Annotated in this window: 14 protein-coding genes and 14 pseudogenes; 8 read left to right on the forward strand and 20 right to left on the reverse strand. The window is 74.5% G+C overall.

Annotated elements, in window-relative coordinates; genetic code table 11:
- Positions 1-99 precede the first annotated feature (99 nt).
- From FF86_RS40765 to FF86_RS61875, 8 genes and pseudogenes are all read right to left on the reverse strand, one after another.
- Positions 100-611 (reverse strand): annotated as a pseudogene (locus FF86_RS40765) (penicillin-binding transpeptidase domain-containing protein); the annotation flags it as partial.
- A gap of 1 nt (position 612) precedes the next feature.
- Positions 613-946: pseudogene (locus FF86_RS40770) on the reverse strand (penicillin-binding transpeptidase domain-containing protein); the annotation flags it as partial.
- Position 947: 1 nt separating this feature from the next.
- Positions 948-1,760 (reverse strand): annotated as a pseudogene (locus FF86_RS65270) (penicillin-binding protein 2); the annotation flags it as partial.
- A gap of 527 nt (positions 1,761-2,287) precedes the next feature.
- Entirely contained in the window at positions 2,288-3,202 is a 915-nt protein-coding gene (locus FF86_RS05165; RefSeq protein ID WP_052680934.1) for a hypothetical protein, read from the reverse strand.
- Between the two features lie 34 nt (positions 3,203-3,236).
- A pseudogene (gene rsmH, locus FF86_RS05170) lies at positions 3,237-4,176 on the reverse strand (16S rRNA (cytosine(1402)-N(4))-methyltransferase RsmH); the annotation flags it as partial.
- Between the two features lie 265 nt (positions 4,177-4,441).
- Positions 4,442-4,550, reverse strand: a pseudogene (locus FF86_RS40780) (cell division/cell wall cluster transcriptional repressor MraZ); the annotation flags it as partial.
- A 1-nt stretch (position 4,551) separates the two neighbouring features.
- Positions 4,552-4,828 (reverse strand): annotated as a pseudogene (locus tag FF86_RS40785) (division/cell wall cluster transcriptional repressor MraZ); the annotation flags it as partial.
- Between the two features lies 1 nt (position 4,829).
- Positions 4,830-4,873, reverse strand: a pseudogene (locus FF86_RS61875) (cell division/cell wall cluster transcriptional repressor MraZ); the annotation flags it as partial.
- 447 nt (positions 4,874-5,320) lie between these two features.
- Between FF86_RS61875 and FF86_RS40790 the strand changes: the two are divergent.
- The 5 genes and pseudogenes from FF86_RS40790 to FF86_RS40805 form a co-directional block, all read left to right on the forward strand.
- A partial coding sequence (locus FF86_RS40790; RefSeq protein ID WP_242418211.1) for a MoxR family ATPase occupies positions 5,321-5,762 on the forward strand: 442 nt, incomplete at its 3' end.
- A 1-nt stretch (position 5,763) separates the two neighbouring features.
- A pseudogene (locus FF86_RS40795) lies at positions 5,764-6,349 on the forward strand (AAA family ATPase); the annotation flags it as partial.
- 8 nt (positions 6,350-6,357) lie between these two features.
- Positions 6,358-7,701 (forward strand): DUF58 domain-containing protein, encoded by a 1,344-nt coding sequence (locus FF86_RS05185; RefSeq protein ID WP_044883595.1) that lies wholly within the window; start codon positions 6,358-6,360, stop codon positions 7,699-7,701.
- 92 nt (positions 7,702-7,793) lie between these two features.
- Positions 7,794-7,924: hypothetical protein (locus tag FF86_RS65275; RefSeq protein ID WP_242418238.1), on the forward strand; the 131-nt coding region annotated here is incomplete at its 3' end.
- A 1-nt stretch (position 7,925) separates the two neighbouring features.
- Positions 7,926-9,530: pseudogene (locus FF86_RS40805) on the forward strand (transglutaminaseTgpA domain-containing protein); the annotation flags it as partial.
- Between the two features lie 849 nt (positions 9,531-10,379).
- Here FF86_RS40805 and FF86_RS40810 read toward each other — a convergent pair.
- The 12 genes and pseudogenes from FF86_RS40810 to FF86_RS05230 form a co-directional block, all read right to left on the reverse strand.
- A partial coding sequence (locus FF86_RS40810; protein ID WP_242418212.1) for an SNF family Na+-dependent transporter occupies positions 10,380-10,633 on the reverse strand: 254 nt, incomplete at its 5' end.
- A 1-nt stretch (position 10,634) separates the two neighbouring features.
- Positions 10,635-10,787: pseudogene (locus FF86_RS40815) on the reverse strand (DUF3040 domain-containing protein); the annotation flags it as partial.
- 168 nt (positions 10,788-10,955) lie between these two features.
- Positions 10,956-12,051: DNA polymerase IV (dinB, locus tag FF86_RS05200; protein ID WP_242418213.1), on the reverse strand; the 1,096-nt coding region annotated here is incomplete at its 5' end.
- A gap of 15 nt (positions 12,052-12,066) precedes the next feature.
- Positions 12,067-12,176, reverse strand: a pseudogene (locus FF86_RS40820) (hypothetical protein); the annotation flags it as partial.
- Entirely contained in the window at positions 12,166-13,056 is an 891-nt protein-coding gene (locus FF86_RS05205) for a methyltransferase domain-containing protein (protein WP_236705562.1), read from the reverse strand. The gene FF86_RS05205 and the pseudogene FF86_RS40820, both read right to left, overlap by 11 nt.
- Before the next feature lie 53 nt (positions 13,057-13,109).
- Complete coding sequence (locus FF86_RS34130) at positions 13,110-13,277, reverse strand: hypothetical protein (RefSeq protein ID WP_157866929.1); 168 nt, start codon at positions 13,275-13,277, stop codon at positions 13,110-13,112.
- Positions 13,278-13,367: 90 nt separating this feature from the next.
- Positions 13,368-13,937, reverse strand: a complete 570-nt coding sequence (locus tag FF86_RS05210) for an OB-fold nucleic acid binding domain-containing protein (protein WP_044883592.1) — start codon at positions 13,935-13,937, stop codon at positions 13,368-13,370.
- Between the two features lie 89 nt (positions 13,938-14,026).
- The coding region (locus FF86_RS65280) for a zinc ribbon domain-containing protein (protein WP_396229777.1) at positions 14,027-14,391 on the reverse strand (365 nt) is incomplete at its 5' end.
- A 1-nt stretch (position 14,392) separates the two neighbouring features.
- Positions 14,393-15,289 (reverse strand): annotated as a pseudogene (locus FF86_RS65285) (RNA-guided endonuclease InsQ/TnpB family protein); the annotation flags it as partial.
- 80 nt (positions 15,290-15,369) lie between these two features.
- Positions 15,370-16,077, reverse strand: a pseudogene (locus FF86_RS40825) (PHP domain-containing protein); the annotation flags it as partial.
- A gap of 15 nt (positions 16,078-16,092) precedes the next feature.
- Positions 16,093-16,665 carry an SAV_6107 family HEPN domain-containing protein gene (locus FF86_RS05225; RefSeq protein WP_173667240.1) on the reverse strand — a complete coding sequence of 191 codons (573 nt, stop codon included), beginning with the start codon at positions 16,663-16,665 and terminating at the stop codon, positions 16,093-16,095.
- A 65-nt stretch (positions 16,666-16,730) separates the two neighbouring features.
- A complete protein-coding gene (locus FF86_RS05230) occupies positions 16,731-17,516 on the reverse strand; it encodes a hypothetical protein (protein WP_044883588.1) in 786 nt (261 codons plus the stop codon).
- Positions 17,517-17,903: 387 nt separating this feature from the next.
- Here FF86_RS05230 and FF86_RS40830 point away from each other — a divergent pair.
- From FF86_RS40830 to FF86_RS40840, 3 genes and pseudogenes are all read left to right on the forward strand, one after another.
- A partial coding sequence (locus FF86_RS40830; protein WP_242418239.1) for an AfsR/SARP family transcriptional regulator occupies positions 17,904-18,526 on the forward strand: 623 nt, incomplete at its 3' end.
- Positions 18,527-18,776: 250 nt separating this feature from the next.
- Positions 18,777-18,857: hypothetical protein (locus FF86_RS65290; protein ID WP_242418240.1), on the forward strand; the 81-nt coding region annotated here is incomplete at its 3' end.
- 1 nt (position 18,858) lies between these two features.
- Positions 18,859-19,288 (forward strand): annotated as a pseudogene (locus tag FF86_RS40840) (NB-ARC domain-containing protein); the annotation flags it as partial.
- Between the last annotated feature and the right edge of the window lie 468 nt (positions 19,289-19,756).

Genomic DNA, 19,756 nt, shown 5'->3' on the forward strand with positions numbered 1-19,756 from the left:
AATGCCGCAGGTGGACCGGTCCCGCGCGGCTTGTCCAGCTCTCCGAGTTCCTTGTTGCGATTCCAGTGCTACTTGTCCAGATCGAGGACGAGCGGCGANGGCTTCGTCGTCGGCTGCGGCACGCCGAGGGTGGTCAGGGCGAAGCTCATCACACCCTGGAACACCGGCGCGGCGACCTGCCCGCCGAAATACCCCTTCTTCGGGTTGTCCAGGACGACCTCGACGACGACCTTCGGGTCGTCGGCCGGCGCGAAGCCGATGAACGACGAGGTGTAGCCCTCGTATCCGCCGTGCACCGGGTCCGGCCGGTACGCCGTGCCGGTCTTGCCGGCCACCCGGTAGCCGGGGACCTCGGCGAGCGGCGCGGTGCCCTCGTTCGTCGCGACCGTCTCCAGCATCCGGCTCAGCGTCGCCGCGGTCTGCGCGCTGATCACCCGCTGGCCGGGGGGATGGGGGGTGACCTGGACGGTCCCGTCCGGGCCGGTGACGGCGTCGACAAGCCGGGGGGTGACCCGCACGCCGCCGTTGGCGACGGTGGCGTAGACCGACGCCATCTGCAGCGCCGTCGCCGACATGCCCTGCCCGTAGGAGATGGTCGCGGCCTGGCTGCCNGACCAGTCCTTCGCCGGTGGCAGCAGGCCGGTGCCCTCGCCGGGAAAGCCCAGCCCCGTCTTCGCGCCGAGACCGAAGGCGCGAAGCGCCTGCTCCAACGCCGGCCGGCCGACCCGCTCGGCGATCTCCACGGTGCCGATGTTGCTGGAGCGGGCCAGGACCCCGGCGGTGGTCAGATGCTCGACGCCATGCTCCTCGGAGTCCTTGATGCGCACCCCGCCGCGGATGATGGATGGCGGGATGGTCAGCGGCGTCTCCGAGGTGATGAGCCCGCGGTCGAGCGCGGCGGCCATCGTGATCACCTTGTTGACGCTGCCGGGCTCGTAGGCGTCCCNGGTCGAGCGGTTACCCAACGCCGGCTGGTCCCGCGGAGTGATGTTGCGCGGGTCGAACTCGGGCGCGTCGGCCATCGCGAGGACGTCCCCGGTGCGGGGGTCCATCACCACGACCGTGCCGCCGTCGGCCTCGGAGGATCGCACCGCGTTGGCGATGGCCTGCTGGGCGTTCCACTGGATGTCACGGTCGAGGGTGAGCCGCAGCGCCGAGCCGGGGACGGAATCGCGTTGCCGGCCGTGTCCGGAGGGGATCTCGATGCCCTCCGGGTTGGCCTCCAGCACGCGCTGGCCGTCGGTTCCCCGCAGCACCTTGTCGTACTCGAGCTCGAGGCCGCCGGCGCCTTCCAGCACGTCCCCGTCGCCGCGCCGCATGAACCCGACGACGTTGGCCGCCAGCGGACCGGCCGGGTAGGTGCGGCCGCGTTCCTCGGTGATACCGATGCCGTGCAGCTCCAGGGCGCTGACCTTCTTCGCGACGTCGGGGTTCAGTCCGCGGGCGAGGTAGACGAACTTGATGTGCCTGGTCGGGTCCGTCAGCAGCTTCGTCAGCCTGGCCGCGCTGTCGTCGAGCACGGGGGCGAGCTTCGCGGCGGTCGCGCCGATGTCCCTGACGTTCGTCGGGTTCGCGTAGACCGCGCGCAGCTCGACGTGCTGGGCGAGGGTGTGGCCGGACCGGTCGGTGATGGCGCCGCGCACCGCGGGCAGCACGATCGTGCGCAGCCGCTCCTTCTCGGCCTGCGCCGCGTAGGTCGACGCGGAGAAGCCCTGGAGCTGGGTCAGTCGCAGCGCGAGAATGCCGAGCAGCGCGCACATGAACACGATCGTCACCCGCAGCCGCCGCCGCGGGCTGCTCAGCCGGTAGTTGCGCCGGACCGGGGGACGCGGTGGCCGGCGGCCACCGCCGGCCCGCCCGCTGCGGCCCCGGCCGGGCGCAACGGCACCGTCGTAGTCGTAGGCACCGTCGTAGTCGTAGGCACCGTCGTAGTCGACGGCCTCGTCATAGCCAGCGGCGTCGGCGTAGTCGCCAGCACCGTGGTCGCGGTAGCGGCCGTCGTGCCCGCGGGCGCCACCCGCCCGGCCTCGTCCCCGGGTGCCCCCCCGGGCCGTGCCGCTCCCGCCCCGACGCGCCCGCGGATGCTCCTGCGCACCGCGGGGCCGGGCGGCCCGCTGGCCCGACCTGCTGGGCGGGCGACCCGGATCGTCGTGATCCCGGTCGTCCGCCGGGCCCCGAGCCGTGTCATCATCGCGGCGCAACCGGCCGCCGTGCACGGAGGCCGGCGGCGGTGTCACCAGCCGTAGCCGTCCGCGCCCGCGCCGGGGTGAGCCGGAGAGGGCGGAGCTCACTGCGCGGGCCCACCCCGGTCAGCGCCGGCCGTGCCGGTCGAGGTCGCCGTGCCCGACTGCGCCCCGGCGCCCAGCCCGCTGCCGCCCGTGCCCGGGACCGGCGCGGTCCCCGAAGCCGGCTGCTGCGATCCCACTGCGGCGCCGGCCGCCGCGCCGCTCGTGCCGGCCGCGGTGGCGCCCGCGGCGCCGGGCACGGTCGTCTCCGCGCCGATGGCAGCGCCCGCGGTCCCGGTGGTGCTGGCGGCGGTGCCCGCGGCACCGGCGGTAGCCGCGCCGGTGCCGGCAACCGCCGTCGTGCCCGTCCCGGACCCGGCTGCGCCCGTCCCGGACCGGGCTGTGCCCGCGCCGGCCGGAGGCTGCTGGCCCGCCGGTGCGGGCACGATCACCAGGACCGAACCGCTGCCCGGCTCCCGGGACAGCACCCGCGCGCCCGGCGGCAGTGGGGTACCCGGCGCGAGGTACTCGGGCACCCCGCCGGGCACCATGCCGAAGCGGCTCGCCTGGGCGGCCAGCGCTGCCGGGTCGGAGAGCTGGTCGGCCCGCACCGCGAGCGACTGTTCTTCGTCCGCCAGGGCGGAAGCCCGGTTACGCAAGGTGTTCTCCTGGAACGAGTTCTCCATCAGCGCGAGGTTGAGCCCCAGCAGACCCAGCAGGCCGGCGCCGAGCATGACCAGCAGCAGGACGACGAACGGCCCCTTGCGAGCCCCCGTCGGGGCCGGGCGAACCACCGTGAGCCGCGTCCGGGCGGGGGCCCGCCGCAGCGGGGGGTCGAGGATCGGAGCCGTCGCCGCGGCGGTGCGCACCGCCGCGGCACCCGGCACCCGGGCCGCGCGGGCGCCGGGGGGCGGGCCACCGGCGCGGCCGGCGCCGCCCCGCCCCGCCCGGGAAAGCGGCTGCGCGGGAGCGGTCACGATGCACCTCCGGTGGTGGGCTGGGCACGGTCCNGGTTCGGAGCCGTGCGTTCGGCGGCCCGCAACCGCACGGACGCCGCCCGCGGGTTGTCGGCCTTCTCGACCTCGCTCGCCGGTTCCGCGCCACGGGTAAGCCAGCGCAACCGCGGCTCGGCGCCGGCCGGCACCACGGGCATGTCCGGCGGCACCAGCGTCTCCGCGTAGCCGCGCAGCTCCCGCTTGACCAGCCGGTCCTCGAGGGAGTGGTAGGACAGCACGACGAGCCGGCCGCCGACGGCCAGCGCGTCGAAGGCGGCGGGCAACGCCCGGGCGAGCACGTCCAGCTCGGAGTTGACCTCGATGCGCAGTGCCTGGAAGGTGCGCTTGGCCGGATTGCCGCCGGTGCGTCGCGCCGGCGCCGGGATGGCGTCGCGGACGAGGTCGACCAGCCGCGCCGAGGTGGTGAACGGCTCGACGGCGCGGGCCCGGACGACCGACTCCGCGATGCGGCGGGCGAACCGCTCCTCGCCGTAGTCCCGCAGGATCCGCGCCAGCTCGGCGGCGTCATAGGTGTTGAGGACCTCGGCGGCCGTCCGGCCGCGGGTGGCGTCCATCCGCATGTCCAGCGGCGCGTCCCGCGAGTAGGCGAACCCGCGCGCGTCGGTGTCGAGCTGCAGCGACGAGACCCCGAGGTCGAACAGGACCCCCTGGACCCGCGCGGATCCGAACCCGGCGAGGACCGTGCCGATCTCGTCGTAGACGGCATGGACGAGCCGCACCCGCTCGGGTGCGAGTGCTCGCAACCGCTCACCGCTGTGCGTCAGGGCGTCGAGATCGCGGTCGAGACCGACGACCCGGACCTCGGGGAAGGCGACGAGCAGGGCCGCGGCGTGCCCGCCGAGCCCCACCGTGGCGTCCACCACCACGGCTCCCGGCCTGCTCAGGGCCGGGGCCAACAGTTCCAGTACGCGGTCGGTCAGCACAGGCGTGTGCATGGCGTTCAGCGCTGAGCCTCCCTCGACCGCTCGTGGACCTCGTCTTCAGATGTGCTGACGGGCTAGTCCGGTACGGCGGCATCCCGAGCAGGACGNACGGGCACCGCCGGTGCGGCGGAATCCGCACGCGGGACCGCCGGGTGTGGCCAACCCCGTACGCTCCCCGCCGTGCCGGCCGCCGGGGAAGGGGCGGCCGGAGAGGCGGGTGCGGGCGTGGGCCGGAACACATGTTCCGGGCATCCGGATCGTGAGATCCCAGGGCAGCTCAGATAACTCCGGGCAGGACCTCCTCGGACAGCTCGGCGAAGCTCTCCTCCTGGCTTTCCAGGTAGGCCTGCCAGCGCTGGGCGTCCCAGATCTCGACCCGGGTGTTCNCCCCGTTGACGACGCAGTCGCGCGTCAGCCCCGCGTAGGTGCGCAACGGGGTGGGAATGGTGATCCGCCCCTGCCGGTCCGGCGCGTCGTCAGCAGCCGAGGAGAAGAACACCCGGCTGTAGTCACGCAGCGCCTTCGCCGTGACCGGGGCGGTGCGCAGGGACTCGCTGATCCGGGTGAACTCCGCCATCGGGAAGACGTACAGGCATCGTTCCTGCCCTTTCGTGATCACAAGCCCCCCCTCCAACTCGTCGCGGAACTTCGCGGGCAGAGTCAGNCGCCCTTTGTCATCCAGCCGTGGTGTGTGGCTGCCGAGAAACACCGGCAACCTCCCTGCCGCTGCGGGGAAGACAGCGCCAGATCACCCCGCGACGGTCAACCGTTAGCTCCTGCCCCCCACTGCGCGCCACTCTACTCCACTGCCCCCCACCCGACACCCCCTCAACACCCCGCGCCACCCCACCGAAACCACTCCGACATCAGGCGCGCGTGATGCCCAGACAAGGACTGGTATAAACCCGCAGAAATTGGTAGGAAAGTCCCCTAACTGCGAGGGTCGAACGGCTCCCCCCCCACGCGCCGACCGGGGCTCGGCGGGTGGGGGGCCCGCTACCTGGTNCCCCCNCCCGCCGGCCCGGTCTCGCGCAGGTTTCCTTGACCACGGTGGCCTGCACGGCCGCTGTGGATGTCACACTCGGGAGGGGGACGGGTTTCGTCGGGGCCGGCTCCGCGCAGCCCGAAAGCCCGACGCCCGGAGGGGGGCCAACTAGTGGTGACCGACCCAGGTCTGCTCCACTGGCGTGACCCGGTGGCCGACATCGGCCACCTTGCCGAGATCGCCGACCGGGTCCGGGCGCGCGTCGAGACGGTCATCGACGGCAAGTCCGAGGCGATCACCACGGCGCTGGTGGTCCTCCTCTCCGAGGGTCACCTGCTCATCGAGGACGTCCCCGGGGTGGGCAAGACCATGCTCGCCAAGGCCCTCGCCCGTTCCATCGACGCCCGGGTGCGGCGCATCCAGTTCACTCCCGACCTGCTGCCCAGCGACGTCACCGGCGTCAGCGTCTACAACCAGGGCACGCGGGACTTCGAGTTCCGCCCCGGCCCGGTGTTCGCCAACATCGTCGTCGGCGACGAGATCAACCGGGCCGAACCCAAGGCGCAGTCCGCCCTGCTGGAATGTATGGAGGAGCATCAGGTCACCGTCGACGNGGTCACCTATCGGCTGGAGTCGCCGTTCATGGTCATCGCGACCCAGAACCCGGTGGAGATGGAGGGCACCCGGGCGCTGCCCGAGGCGCAGCGGGACCGCTTCACCGCGCGCATCTCCATGGGCTATCCCTCCCCCGCCGCCGAGATGGCGATGCTCGACAACCACGGCAACGCCAACCCTCTGACGGGCATCACCCCGGTCACCGACGCCGCCGAGATCGCTCGACTGATCTCCCTGGTGCGCACCGTGCACGTGTCTCCCGAGGTGCGGCACTACATCGTCGACCTCGTCGGCGGGACCCGGGTGCATCCGGAGATCGCGCTCGGAGCGTCTCCCCGGGCGGCGCTGCACCTCATCCGGGCCGCGCGCGCCCGCGCCGCGCTGGACCAGCGCGCCTTCGTCCTGCCCGACGACGTGCAGGAGATGGCCATCCCGGTGATGGCGCACCGCCTGCTGCTACACCCGGAGATCATGCTCTCCGGCGAGCCCGGCACCGAGGTCGCCGCCCGGATTCTGACCGAGGTCCTGCACCGGATCCCCATTCCCCGGCCCGGCACGGCACGCCCGGCCCGGCACGGCCGTTAGAGATCCGTGTGCGGGACTTCGTCGCGGCGCTGCGCGGCCTGACGGTCCGCGGCCGGTCCTTTCTCGCCGCGGGGGCGGCCTGCGCCGTGTCCGCGATCATCCTCGGCGAGCAGGACCTGCTGCGCATCGGGCTGCTCGTCGCGAGCCTGCCGGTGCTCGCGGCGGCGGTCGTCTGCCGCACCCGCTACCGGCTGTCCTGCACGCGCCGGCTCGAACCGCGCCGGGTCACCGCGGGCGACCGGGTCAGCGTGCGCATCCAGTTGGAGAACGTCAGCCGCTCGCCGTCGTCGGTGCTGCTGGTGGAGGACACGACCGGCTCCGGTCTGGGCGGCGGCGCCCGCTTCGTGCTCGACCGGATCGAGCCCGGCGGCAGCCGTGACCTCTCCTATGCCCTGCGCGCGTCGGTCCGCGGCCGCTACCAGATCGGGCCGATGGCGATCCGGCTCGGCGATCCGTTCGGGCTCTGCGAGCTGTCCCGCAGCTTCCGCAGCATCGACGAGCTGATCGTCGCGCCCGCCGTCGAGCGGCTCCCGCCGGCCCGGCCGGGCGCCTCGGCCAGTGTGAGCGCCGAGCTGCGCCGGGCCACCGGCCTCGTCGGCGAGGACGAGACGACCACCCGGCCGTACCGGTCCGGCGACGACCTGCGCAAGGTGCACTGGAAGACGACGGCCCGCAGCGGCGAGCTGATGGTTCGACGCGAGGAGCACCCGCAGATCGGCGCCGCGGCGATCCTGCTCGACACCCGGATGCGGGCCTGGCCGGACTCCGGCCCCTCATCGGCGTTCGAATGGGCGGTCAGCGCCGTCGGCGGGATCGGGCTCCACCTGGTCCGCGGCGGCTACCGGGTCCGGCTGCTCACCGACCGGGGGCAGGTCACGACCGCGGCCGGCGCGACCGTCTCCGGACTGCTCGACGAGCTGGCCACGCTCGCCCCGGTCGACGCCGAGTCACTGCACCCGGCCCTCGCCGCGCTGCGCCGCCCCGGCGGCGACCGGGGCGGCCTGCTTGTCGCCGTGCTCGGCCACACGGAGCCTGCCCAGCTCACGACGCTGGCCGCCGCGCGCTCACACCGTGCCCCCGCCATCGCCGTCCTCGTCGACGTGACGAGCTGGCACCCCCACCCGGCGGCCACCGCCGACCTCGCGACGGCGCGGACGGCGCTGACCCGCGCCGGCTGGGCGGTCCTCGTCGCACGGCAGGGCATGAGTCTCGCCTCGGTGTGGCCGCGGGTGACGGCGCTGGCGGGCCAGCGGGGATTCGCCGGCGCCCGCCCCGCGGACGATCGTGGGGGCGGCGGGCCGGCCTCGGCGACCCGGGCCGCGGGCCAGCCCCCGCGCCGGGCGGCCCGGTGACCGTCCGCCCGGTTTCCACCGTCGTCGCCGCAGCCGCCTGCCTGCTGTCCACCAGCGCGCTGTCCCGGCTGTTCGACGGGACGCTGTGGTGGATGCGGCCCGTCGTGATCGCGGTCGTCGTCGCGGTGGCGACCGCGACGCTCGGCAGGTTGCTGCGGCTGCCGGTCGCGGCCGCCATCCTGCTCAGCCTCGCCGGGCTCGTCGGCACCGTGACCGTGCTGTGNGCCCGGGGGACGGCGCTGCTCGGGGTGGTGCCGACCGCCGGGACGGTGCGGACGCTGCGCGCGCTCATCGCCGACGGCAGTTCGGACATCTCCCGGCTGGCGGCGCCGGTGCCGCACCGGCCGGGGCTGGTGGTCCTGACCGTCGTCGGCATCTACCTCGTCGTCATGGTCGTCGATCTGATCGTGGTGACGTTGGACCGCCCGGCCCTCGGCGGGCTGCCCCTGCTGGCCCTGTACGCGGTGTCCGCGGCGATCCTGCCCGGCGGCGTCGGCACCGTTCCGTTCCTGCTGGGGGCGGCGAGCTTCGTCGCGCTGTTGCTGCTGGACGGTCGGTTGGCGTTCGGCCGGTGGGGCCGGACGGTGTCCGACGCCGGCCGGGGGCGCGGCGAGCGCGAGGCGTTCGGCGGCCGGCTCACCGTGAACGCGCTCGGGGTGGCGCTCGCCGCGCTGCTCGTCGCCGTCGCGGTGCCGCTCGGCCTGCCGTCGCTGGACGGCGAGGGGCTGGTGTCGCGCAAGGGCGGCTACGGCGCCGGAGACGGGCCGAGCTCGGCCAGCGTCGTACAGCCGATCGTCTCGGTGAGCCAGCAGTTGCACGCCAGCAAGCAGGTGCCCCTGTTCAGCGTGCGCTCGCAGACCCCGCGGTATCTGCGGCTGACGGCGTTGGAGAACTTCGACGGGCAGTTGTTCACCCTGCGGGCGCTCAACGCCACCCGGGACAACCGGGTCAGCGAGGGTCTACCGAAGCCGCGCCTCGGCGGCACCACGGCGCAGGTCAGCGCGGACATCGCCGTCACCACCCGGTTCAAGGAGCTCTACCTGCCGGTCCCGGGCATCCCCACCAAGATCAAGGGGCTTACCGGCGACTGGCGGCTGGCGGCCCCGACCGGCACGATCTTCTCCACCCGGACCTCGACCGCGGGCGTGCGCTACCAGGTCGACGCGACCGTGCCGAACCCGACCCGGGCCGAGCTGGCGGCCGCGACCGGGCCGGCCCCCGCCGAGCTGGCCGTGGACACCGCGCTGCCGGACAACCTCGACCCCCGCCTGCGCCAGCTCGTCGAATCGATCACCCACAACGCGCGCACCCCCTACGAGAAGGTGTACGCGATCCAGCAGCACCTGCGCGGGCCGCTGTTCACCTACGACCTGGCAGGCGCGCCGACCACCCAGGAAGGCGCCCTCGCCGAGTTCCTCTTCGAGTCGCACCGGGGGTACTGCGAGCAGTTCGCCTCCGCGATGACCGTCCTGGTGCGGATGCTCGGCCTCCCCGCCCGGGTCGCCATCGGTTTCGTGCCCGGCGAGCAGCAGGCGGATGGCAGCTACCTGATCACGAACCGGCAGGCGCACGCCTGGCCCGAGGTGTGGTTCCCCTCGGTCGGCTGGGTGAGCTTCGAGCCGACCCGCCGCTCGGACGGGGCGACGGCGGCGCCCTCGTACGCGCCCGCCGGCATCGACGATCCGGACGGGGCGGCCGCGCCGCCCGGCGAACAGAGCGCGTCCGGTGCCCAGCCGCTGCCCGCACCGGTGCAGGTTCCGATGCCCAGCGCCGGGGCGAACCCCGACGACCCGACCGCGACGCACCCCCCGACCGCGGGCGAGGACACCNACACCTCCCCCGGCATCCCTGCCTGGGTGATCTGGCTGTGCGCGACCGTTCCGCCCGTGGCGGCCCTGCTGGCCACCCCGGCGATCATCCGGTTCCGGCGGCGGCGGGCCCGGCTACGACACGGCCGACCCGACGACACCGCCGGCGCCGGCGCCGGCGGCGGTCCGGCCGGCCGGACCGGCGCGCAGGGCGTCGACCAGGTGCACGATGCCTGGGCGGAGCTGCTCGACGTCGCCTCCGACCTCGGCATCACGATCCGGGTCAGCGACTCGCCGCGGGCCGGGGTCGCCCGGCTGACCGCCTACCTCGACGCCGANCCCGCGTCCGCGTCCGCGCGGCAGGCCGAGCCGGCGGCCGACCGGCAGGCCGATGCCACCGCGGCGGCGCAGGCTAATTCCCAAACCGACCCGACGCCGGCCGTCCCGTCGTACCCCCAGGCCCGCGAGGCGCTGGCCCGGCTGGCGGCCGCGGAGGAGCGGGCCCGATACGCGCCCCCGGAACTCGCCGCCCCGCCGCCGCACGCCGAGGTGAGGCGGGACGTCGCCACCGCCTCCGGGACGCTCTGGTCGGTCGCCCCGCGAACCCGCCGGATCATGGCGCGCCTTGCGCCGCCGTCGGTGTTCCGCCGCCGTGAGCCGGACGAACCGGGCCGCGATCGCGCCGGCCGGATCCGCCGGTACCTGCGGCGGCACCCCACGGACACCGGACCAGGCCGCTCCGGCGGCGGGCCGCAGCCCGCGGCGGTGAACGATGCCGAGGCCCGTGTCCCGGAGCCGGCGCACAGCGGCGGATCAGCGCCGCCGGACGGCCCCTGAGATCGCCCGGACGACGGGGAGATTCCGCGCCTGCTAGGACCGGTCTTCCCAGCGGCGCCGCCAGCGTTCCTCGACCCGTTCCATGAAGGGCGCCTTCGTCCGGGATCGTCCCTTCGACCGGCCTCGGCCGCCGGGCCGGCGGCCGCCCGTGTCGCGCCCGCTGATGCGACGCAGGTCGGCGGCCCCGCGCAGCGCGGCGAACAGCATCATCAGGAACCCGAGGATGCCGAGGATGACGGTGAGCGGCACCCGGTTGAGCACCACGCCGACCACCAGGACGGCGAGCCNCAGCAGGAAGACCACCGCACTGCGGCGCACCCGGCGCAGCAGGTACGTGCGGGGGTCTGTCGACCGCACGGTGCTGGCGAACTTCGGGTCATCCTCAACGAGAGCGCGCTCGATCTGCTCCAGAAGGCGCTGCTCGTTCTCCGAGAGCGGCATCGACGCTCCTCCCACGACCTACAGGCCCGGCAGACGGAACCTGACAACCAAGAATAGGCATGCGCGGGCGGGTGCGGTAGGCAACCCGTCATGCCGGTTGGAACCGAGCCAATCACCTCACGTGTCCCGTGCCCGAAGCAGCACCGTTCATGCCGGGACACGCTGTCGTCACGGTGGGCCCGGTGAGGGCCCCTCGGGCCGGTCGAGCAGGGCCGCCGGACCCACCGCACCCGCGCCGAACCGGTCACGCGCCCGGTCGGCGACCCGGTCCAGCTCCGCCCAGCCGTCGGGCCGCTCCCCGAGCAGTAGCTGCCTGCTGCCGCCGCCCGCGTCGACGAGGTTGCCGGCCCGCACCCCCAGCAGGCGCACGGCCATGACCTCGGCGCCGGCAACCCGGCCGCCCCCGAGCAGGCCCAGATCCGTCACCAGGTCCGTCGCGGTGGAGTAGATCGCCTGGGACACGTCGGTGCCATCACGCAGCGTGCGGGCGCGGGTCACGGTCCGGAAGTCGCCGTAGCGCACCTTGACCGAGATGGTCCGGGCGCGCCGGTCCCGGTGCCGGAGCTGGCCGGCCACCCGTCCGGACAGGCGCAGCAGCTCCCGAGCGAGCGCCGCCGGCTCGGTGATGTCGGTGGCGAAGGTGCGTTCGGCGCCGACGGTGACCTCCGTGGTGGCGGGATCCACCCGCCGCTCGTCGATCCCCCACGACAGCCGGTGCAGGTGGGCTCCGGCGGTGTCCCCGAGCGCCCGGCGCAGCGTGTCCACCGGGGTGTTCGCAATGTCCCCGATCGTGCGCAGCCCCAGCCGGGTCAGGGTGGCCTCCGCCCGCGGGCCGACGCCCCACAGTGCCCCGGTCGGCAGCGGATGCAGGAAGGCGAGTACCTCGTCGGGGGCGATGACCGCCAGCCCGTCCGGCTTGCACCGGGTCGAGGCGATCTTGGCGACGAACATCGACGGCGCGACGCCGACAGAGCAGGTGAGGTCCTGCTCGGTCGCCACCCGCCGGCGGATGTCCGCGGCGATCCGCGGCGCCGACCCGAACAGCGCCCGCGCGCCGGCGACGTCGAGGAACGCCTCGTCGACCGACAGCGGCGCGACCAGCGGGGTGACGTCCCGGAAGATCTTCATGATCTCGATCGAGGCCGCCCGGTACGCGGCATGGTCGGGCGCAACCACCGCCGCGGTGGGGCACAGGCGCAGCGCCCGCGCCATCGGCATCGCGCTGCGGAGCCCGTACGCCCGGGCCTCGTAGGTCGCCGACAGCNCCNCCCCGCGCTCNCCCCCCGCCACGATCAGGGGCCGGCCACGGAGCTCGGGCCGGCGGCGCAGCTCCACCGAGGCGAAGAAGGCGTCCATGTCGACGTGCAGGATCGTGCTCTCAGCGCGCATGGGGACCCGTGCCGCCCGGGCTGCGGGCAAGGACGTGGAGCTGCGCCGCCAACGCCCGGAACGGCTCGCGCCCGGCGGCCGCAAGCTCCAGACGCAGCAGCCGCCGCGTCGCCAGGGCGTCGGGCAGGCGCTCCCCCGGCACCAGATCCGCGAAGATCCGCACCCCGTGGACGTCGAGCACCTCCGCCCCCGCGGCCTGGACCAGCGCGACGGCCTCCGCGGTGGTGAACCGCCGAGGCACCCGACCAACCGCCGGCTCCCTGGCCGCCGACGAGCTGTGATCAGCCCCGGACGGCCGGTGCGCGGGGGGCATGTCCTCGACGAGTGCCGCGAGGGCCGCTTCGAACTGCCCGGCCAGCGCACGGGCGAGGACCGCGGCGGCGAGACCGGCCACGACGACGCTGAGCGCACCACCCGGCCGCAGCACCCCCAGCGCCTGCGCGAGTGCGCTCTGCGGGTCGTCCACGATCTCCAGCACCGAATGGCACAGCAGCAGGTCGGCCTGCCCGGCGCCGACGATGCCGGTCAGGTCACGCAGGTCTCCCTGGATCGAGGTGACCCGCCCGCCGAGCCCCTGCTCGGCGACGCGCCGGCGCAGGGCGGCCAGCGCGTCGGGCGAGGGGTCCACCACGACGACCGGATAGCCGGCGGCCGCGATCGGCACGGCGAAACCGCCGCTGCCGCCGCCGGCGTCGACGACGAGCGGCCGGCGCGCCCCCACCATCGGCTCACCCGGTGCCCCCGTCCCGGCCCCCGTCCCAGCCGCCGTTGCCTGGTCGACCGGGGCCAGGGGGGCCGGGCGGGGCAGGACGGCCCACAGACCGTGCCAGATCGCGGCCTGCCGCAGATCGCCGCCGGTGACATGGTCGACCATCGACATCGCCTCCTCCTCCCGGCCGCCCGCCCTGGTTGCCCCGGTCGGGCGCGGGCGGGTCAGCGGCCCACGACGAGGCCGATGGCGACGCCGACCGCGAGCCCGCCGACCGACAGTCCCAGGATCCGTAGCACCCAGGCGTTGCGGCGGGCCACGGCGGACGGCACGACCCGGCGCGCCCCCCGGTGCGCGCCGTGGTGCCGGAGCCCGGAACCGGTGAGAGCCATCGATGATCACCTGCTTCGTCACGCGCAGCACCCCAAGAGATAACCGATAGTGAACGACGGCTACGCTGCGCGCAACAGCGGGCCGGCGGATCATCGGAAGTCCCGAGAGCGGGAGGCGACGGCGACCGGCAGCGGCCACATCCGCTCGGCGATCACGTTGGTCACCCCTTCGGCCCGTTCGAGGCGACCGTGGACGACGAGGGCCACCGCCGTGCGGGCCACCACCCGATGACGCGTCCAGACGCCGGGCGAGCAGATCACGTTCACCAGGCCCGTCTCGTCCTCCAGGTTGACGAAGGTCGTGCCGCCTGCCGTCGCAGGCCGTTGACGATGGGTGACGATCCCGGCGACCAGGACCCGCCGGCCCGCCTCGGCGTCGCGCAGACCCGATGCCGCCGTCACCCCCCGGGCGGCGAGCCGCTCCCGGAGGAACCGGGTGGGGTAGCCCTCGGTCGTGATCCCCGTCGCCCAGAGGTCGGCCACGGACTCCTCGAGATCGGCCATGTCGGCGTAAGGGCCGCCCGCCGCCCGCGTCTCGACGATGCGGCGGGCCAGGCTCTCCCCCACCCGCCGGACCCCGGACAGGCCGAGTCGGACCCGCGGTTGCGCGCCGACCAGGCTGGCCCCGACCGCGGAGGCGTTGACGTCCGGCCGCAGCACCTCGACGCCGTGGCGGCGGGCGCCGGCGACCAGGCTCTGCGGCGATTGACTTCCTCCCCCTCGTGAACGANGGGGATTCCCGGTGGCGGTCATGCCGCCTCCCCGGATGGTTGACGCTTCACCGTCCCCGGCAACCCGGAGATCTCCACGTCCATGGACGACAGTCCAGCCGCCCTGATGTTCAGACTTGCATTGATATCCGCGTTCCCCGACCAGCCACACGACGTGCACAGGAATGTTGCCTGGTCGGGGCGGGACGCCCGGTCGACGACCCCGCAGACGTGGCAGCGCTGCGACGTGTACGGCGCCGGTACCTTCACCAGCACCCCACCCTCCCAGGCCGTCTTATAGGCGAGATGCGCGCCGATGCGTCCCCATGCGGCGTTCAGAACCGACCGGTTCAGCCCGGCTTTCTGCCGCACCTGCCGCCCGGGGTTCTCGACGGCGCCCCGGGNCGAGCGGGTCATGTTCCCGACCCGTAGATCCTCGATCACGACCAGCCCGAACTCCCGACTGATCCCGGTTGTCACCTTGTGTGCCCAGTCGTCGCGGCGGCGTTTGGTTCTCGCGCGCACCCTGGCGATCTGGTCGTACGTCCTGGTCAGCCGGTTCGACGTCGCCGCGCCACGAGCCCGGGCCCGGCGCTGCCGGGCTGCTTTCCGCTCCAGGCGAAGCAGACGGCCCGCCTCACCCACGGACAGCAGCACCGGCAGATCCCGAAACGACCCATCCGACAGGGCCAGGGTCCGCGTCACCCCCCGGTCCACCCCGACCACCGGGCCGCCATGCGGCTCCGGCCGCACATCAGGGGTTTCGATCCGGAACACCACATGCCAGCCGTTCACCTCGCGGACCAGCCGGGCACCCGTCAACCGGCCCGGCACCCCACGAGACACCCCGGGAAGCGGCCGCGTCCACCGAAACCGCACCCGACCAACCCCGGGAACAGACAACACACCCCACCGGCGACTGCGTCGGATCACCTGCAGCCCACTCGCCTGCGGCACATCCACCGCCAGGCGGGCACGACGCCGAAACCTGAAACGCGGCGGACGAGCCAACCCCGCATAGCAACGCTTCCACGCAGCCTGATACTGCTTCAACACCTGCTGACACGCCTGCGCGGGCAGAAGCGAAAGCCACTCGAACCCCTCCGGCGGGCTCTTCCGCGCTTCCCGCATCTGCCGGTCGACCGCAGCCAACGGCAACGCCGAACGGCGATGCTCCCGACACATAATGTGCCATTCATGTAACAGATTCCACAGCCCCCGCGCCGCATGACCCTGCCCGTCCAGCTTCCCCACCTGACCCACCTCCGGGTATAAGCGGGCGACATGAACAAGTCGGGCCATGGCTCATTCTACCCGAATTCACGGCGATTCATCTTCCGCCTGAAGGCGGAAGCCCTCTTGCCGCCCCTGGTAGCCGGGGAAGCGGCCATCGCCGCCGCCAACCGGGCCGCGCCGGGCGCAGCGTAGTGGACGTTGCCGGTCGCCACCAGGGGCAGCCGCGCGGCGCGGGCCAGCTCGGCCAGAGCATCGTTGCGGGCCGAGTCCAGCGGATGGGCATGATCGGCGAGCTCCACCGCCACGTTCCCCCGGCCGAACAGCTCCGCCAGCTCCGCGAGGGCGGCCCCGGCGTCGGCGGGACCGGAGCGGGCCAGGGCCCGGGGAACCGTGCCCTTGCGGCATCCGGTGAGCACCTGCCAGTGCCCGCCGGCCGCCCGGGCGCAGGCCTCGGGCTCGGCCACCAGCCGGCCCTTCTCCCCGCTGGCCAGGTGGGCATCGGACAGCAGCCGGGCCAGCCGCCGGTAGCCCTCCGGATCGCGGGCGAGAACGAGCAGATGGTCGCCGCCGGGATCGGTCTCCCCCGCGCGGGGCGCCCGCGCCCCGAGCGAGATCTCCGCTCCGAACACGGTCCGCAGTCCCACCTCCCGGGCCGCCTCCGCGAAGCGGACGACGCCGTAGAGCCCGTCGTGGTCGGTGAACGCGAGCGCCGACAGCCCCAGCCGCACCGCCTCCTCCACGAGGTCCTCCGGCTGGCTCGCGCCGTCGAGAAAGCTGAACGCGGAATGACAGTGCAGCTCGGCGTAGGGGACCGTCGAGGCCGGGGCATCCCGTCCCCGGCTGCCTCCCGCCGGGCCGGCCACGGCCGGCTAACCCCGCCGCGGCGGGACGGCCGCGACTGCCACGACATCGGCGGGACCGGTGCCGGCGAGCACCGGCTGGGACGGCAGCCCCAGCGCACCCTCGACGACGCCGATGAACTGGTCGACCTGACGGATCAGATCGTCGGCCTCCCGCCGCCCCACCACGTTCAGGCCGGCCTCGGCGGCCGCCCGCCGACCGGCGCCCGCCGCGAAGAAGTCCGCCCAGTCGACGAGCTCGGGGGCCACCCGCACGAGCAGGCACCAGGCGCTGACCGGCCGGCCCCGCCGGCCCGGCCGGGGCCGCGCCCGGTCCGCCAGCACGGCGGCGGCGGCCCGCAGGGCGGCGAGATGGGCCAGGGCATACCGCTCCCCGGCCCGGGGGGCGTACTCCGCTTCTCCGAGACCGCGCCGGGCGGCGGCGAGCAGCTCGTCCCGGGAGCGGTGGGGCAGCCCCGCCGCGGGCAGGAGGGCCCGTCCGGGTGGGCTGCTGGATGCTCCGTGCCCGGCGGACGCACCCTCCACCCCGACGGCTCCGCCCGCGGGGCCCGCGCCGCTGACAGGTCGACTCACGACGGCCATGACACCCTCCCGGTGTCGAACACAGGTTCGAATACCTGGAAGGTAGCCCCCCGCCGGCCGGCCCGTCAAACACCCAGCTCTCGAACACGCGAGCGAGCCGGCACGACGGTGCTGGTCTCGAGCAGCCGCAGGAACCAGGCCAGCACGAGCAGCGCCACCACGTCGGGCACCCAGCCCAGGCGCGGGTCCGGGACATCCCCCCGATGGGTATCCCCCGGACCCGCGTCCGACGCCCGGACCACCCGGGTGACCTCCGGGGCGAGCAGGTCGGGGTGGGCCACGACGAGCGCCGTCCCGTCCAGCGCGAACCGGATGATGTTGACCTCGCGGTGCCCCACCAGGCCGCTGGCGAACGCGCCGCGGGTCGGCGTGAGCCACCGCAGCACGCAGCCGTCCGCCAGGCGCACCCGGCCGCCCGCCCGGTCGGCCGCGAAGGACGCGACCGGCACCCGCCCCATCGGCTCGACGAGCCGCACGCCCTGGCCGTCGAGATCCAGCTCCAGGACGAACGGGCGCCGGGCGGCCATCAGCTCGACCCGCCCCCGCGACGCCCAGTCGGCGAGCACCGCCTGCTCGTCGGTCTCGACCCACACCTGCCGGACCGCGCTGCACCGGCTCGCCGCGGTGACCTGGAAGACCACCTCGTGCGGCAGACCGCCGGCGCGCCGGGGAAGGGCCTCCGCCCCGGCGCCGACCTCCGGCAACGGCCGCGTGCAGGTCACGGGCTGTCCCGGCCGTCCCGACCGTCCCGCGACCGCCTCGGCCCGCGTCCCCGACGCCGCCGCCGGGGACGGCGCCCGCCCCGGCGCCCCGGGCCGTCGCGACAGGATCCTCGTCACCGCGATCGCCATGATCCCGACACCTCCTACCGTCGGCCGACTGCCGACGGTCCGTCATCCTCGGTTCTCGTCGATCCGGAGTGCACACCTGCGGTGTCAATGAGAGGTGCACGCACGGTCACCGCAGACGTTGAGCGGTCGTTGACAGATCCCGTGNGCCGCGCCGGGATCACCGCGGGTGCGGTCCTGACGCGGAACCGACAGCGCCCGCGGGGGTCCGATGGTTGCCGCCGGCTCCCCCTCGGGCGCACGCTGCGATAAACAGACATCACCCCGGGGCCATGACGAGAGGACCTGATGCCCGACCGCGACAGCCTGCAGTTCGCCATCCTGGGTCCGCTGGAGGTCACCGCGGCCGGGACACCCGTCTCGCTGGGCGGCGCCCAGCGCAAGGTCCTGATGACCGTCCTGCTGCTCGAGGCCGGCAAGGCCGTGCCGATCCCCCGGCTGATGGAGGTGATCTGGGGCGACTCGCCGCCGGAGGGGGCGCTGCGCACGCTGCGCACCCACATCAGCGAGCTGCGGCGGGTGATGGGGGACGACAAGCCGCCGCGGATGCTGCCGCGCAAGGGCGCGGGCTACCTGCTCGACGTGCGGGCGGAGCAGATCGACGTCGAGCGGGCGCGGCGGCTGCTGGCGCAGGGCCGGCGAGCGGTGGACGACGGCGACCCGGTGAGCGCGATCGCCCCGCTGCAGGAGGCCCAGTCGCTGTGGCGGGGGCCGCCGCTGGTCGACGTCGCGGACCATCCGTTCGCGCACGGCTACGCGGAGGCGCTCACCGAGCTCCAGCTCGACGTGGCCAAGACGCGGATCGCCGCCGACCTGTCCCTGGGCCGGCACCGAGAGGTCATCGGCGACCTGCGGATGCTGGTCGCCCGCCATCCGCACGACGACGGCCTGCGCCGGGAGCTGGTCGTCGCCTTCTACCGGGACGGCCGGACCGAGGACGCCGCCCGAGCCTGCCGGGACGGTCTGGAGGCCCTGCACGAGCTCGGGCTGGACTCCCCGATGCTGCGCCGGCTNCAGGAGGACGTGCTGCGCGGGGCGCCGGATCTCGCCTGGGCGCCGCCGCGCTCGCTGGGTCGCCCCGCCCAGGTCGCGCCCACCGGCTCCGGCGGCCACCAGCTCCCGCCGGACACTCCGGAGTACACCGGGCGGGACACCATCCAGGCCCGGGCGCACGCCGTGCTCACCGATCAGGTGGCCCTGGCCCGGGGCACCGTCACTGCGGCCTTCGCCGGCAAGGCGGGCGCCGGCAAGACGGCACTGGCCGTGCACATCGCGCACCGCATCCGCGCCGGGTTCACCGACGCGCTGTACGTGGACCTGCGCGGCACCAGCGAGCCGCTGGAGNCGACGCGGGTGCTCGCCCGGTTCGTCCAGGCGCTCGGGGTCAGCCGGGCCGCGGTCCCCACCGACCCGGACGACCTGGCGGAGATGTACCGGGAGCTGCTCGCCACCCGCAAGGTGCTGATCATCCTGGACAACGCGGCGGGTGAGGCACAGCTACGTCCGCTGATGCCGACGAGCCCGGGCTGCGCCGTGCTCATCACCAGCCGGTCGCGGCTGCACGGGCTCACCGTGCCGTACTGGATGGTCGACGTCCTCATCCCCAGCGACGCGGTGGAGCTGCTGGCCAAGGTGGTCGGGGCGGCGCGGATCGAGGCCGAGCCCGAGGCGGCGCGCGACATCGTCGGCCTGTGCGGGTACCTGCCGCTGGCGATCCAGATCGCCGGGCGCAAGCTGGCCGCGCACCCGCACTGGCGGCTGGCGCGCCTGGCCGGNCGGCTCGCCAACGAGCGGGACCGGTTGTCCTGGCTGGAGGTCGGCGACCTGGAGATCCGGGCCAGCTTCTCGCTGAGCTACGAAGGTCGGCCGGCCGACGAGCAGCGTGCCTTCCGGCTGCTGTCGCTGCCCGCGGTCAACGACTTCGCGCCGTGGGCCGCGGCGGCCGTGCTCGACGTCGATCTGGACGAGGCCGAGGACGTCGTCGACCGCCTCGCCGACGCGCAACTGCTGGAGCGGCGCGGCGTCGACGCGACCGGCACGGAGCGCTACCGGTTCCACGACCTGCTGCGGGTGTTCGCCCGGGAGCGGGAGACCGGCGTCGGGACGGCGATCGGCCAGCCCGCGTCGACGGCGCCGAGCGCCCACCCGGGGTCCGCGGACGGGGAGCGGGCGGGGGACGGCCACGACGCGCGGTCCCCGGCGGCCGCGCCCGAAGGTGGCGCCGCCGCCGGCGGCGGCGACGG

It is taken from the genome of Frankia sp. CpI1-P (genome assembly GCF_001421075.1).
GTDB classification, from domain to species: Bacteria; Actinomycetota; Actinomycetes; order Frankiales; family Frankiaceae; genus Frankia; species Frankia torreyi.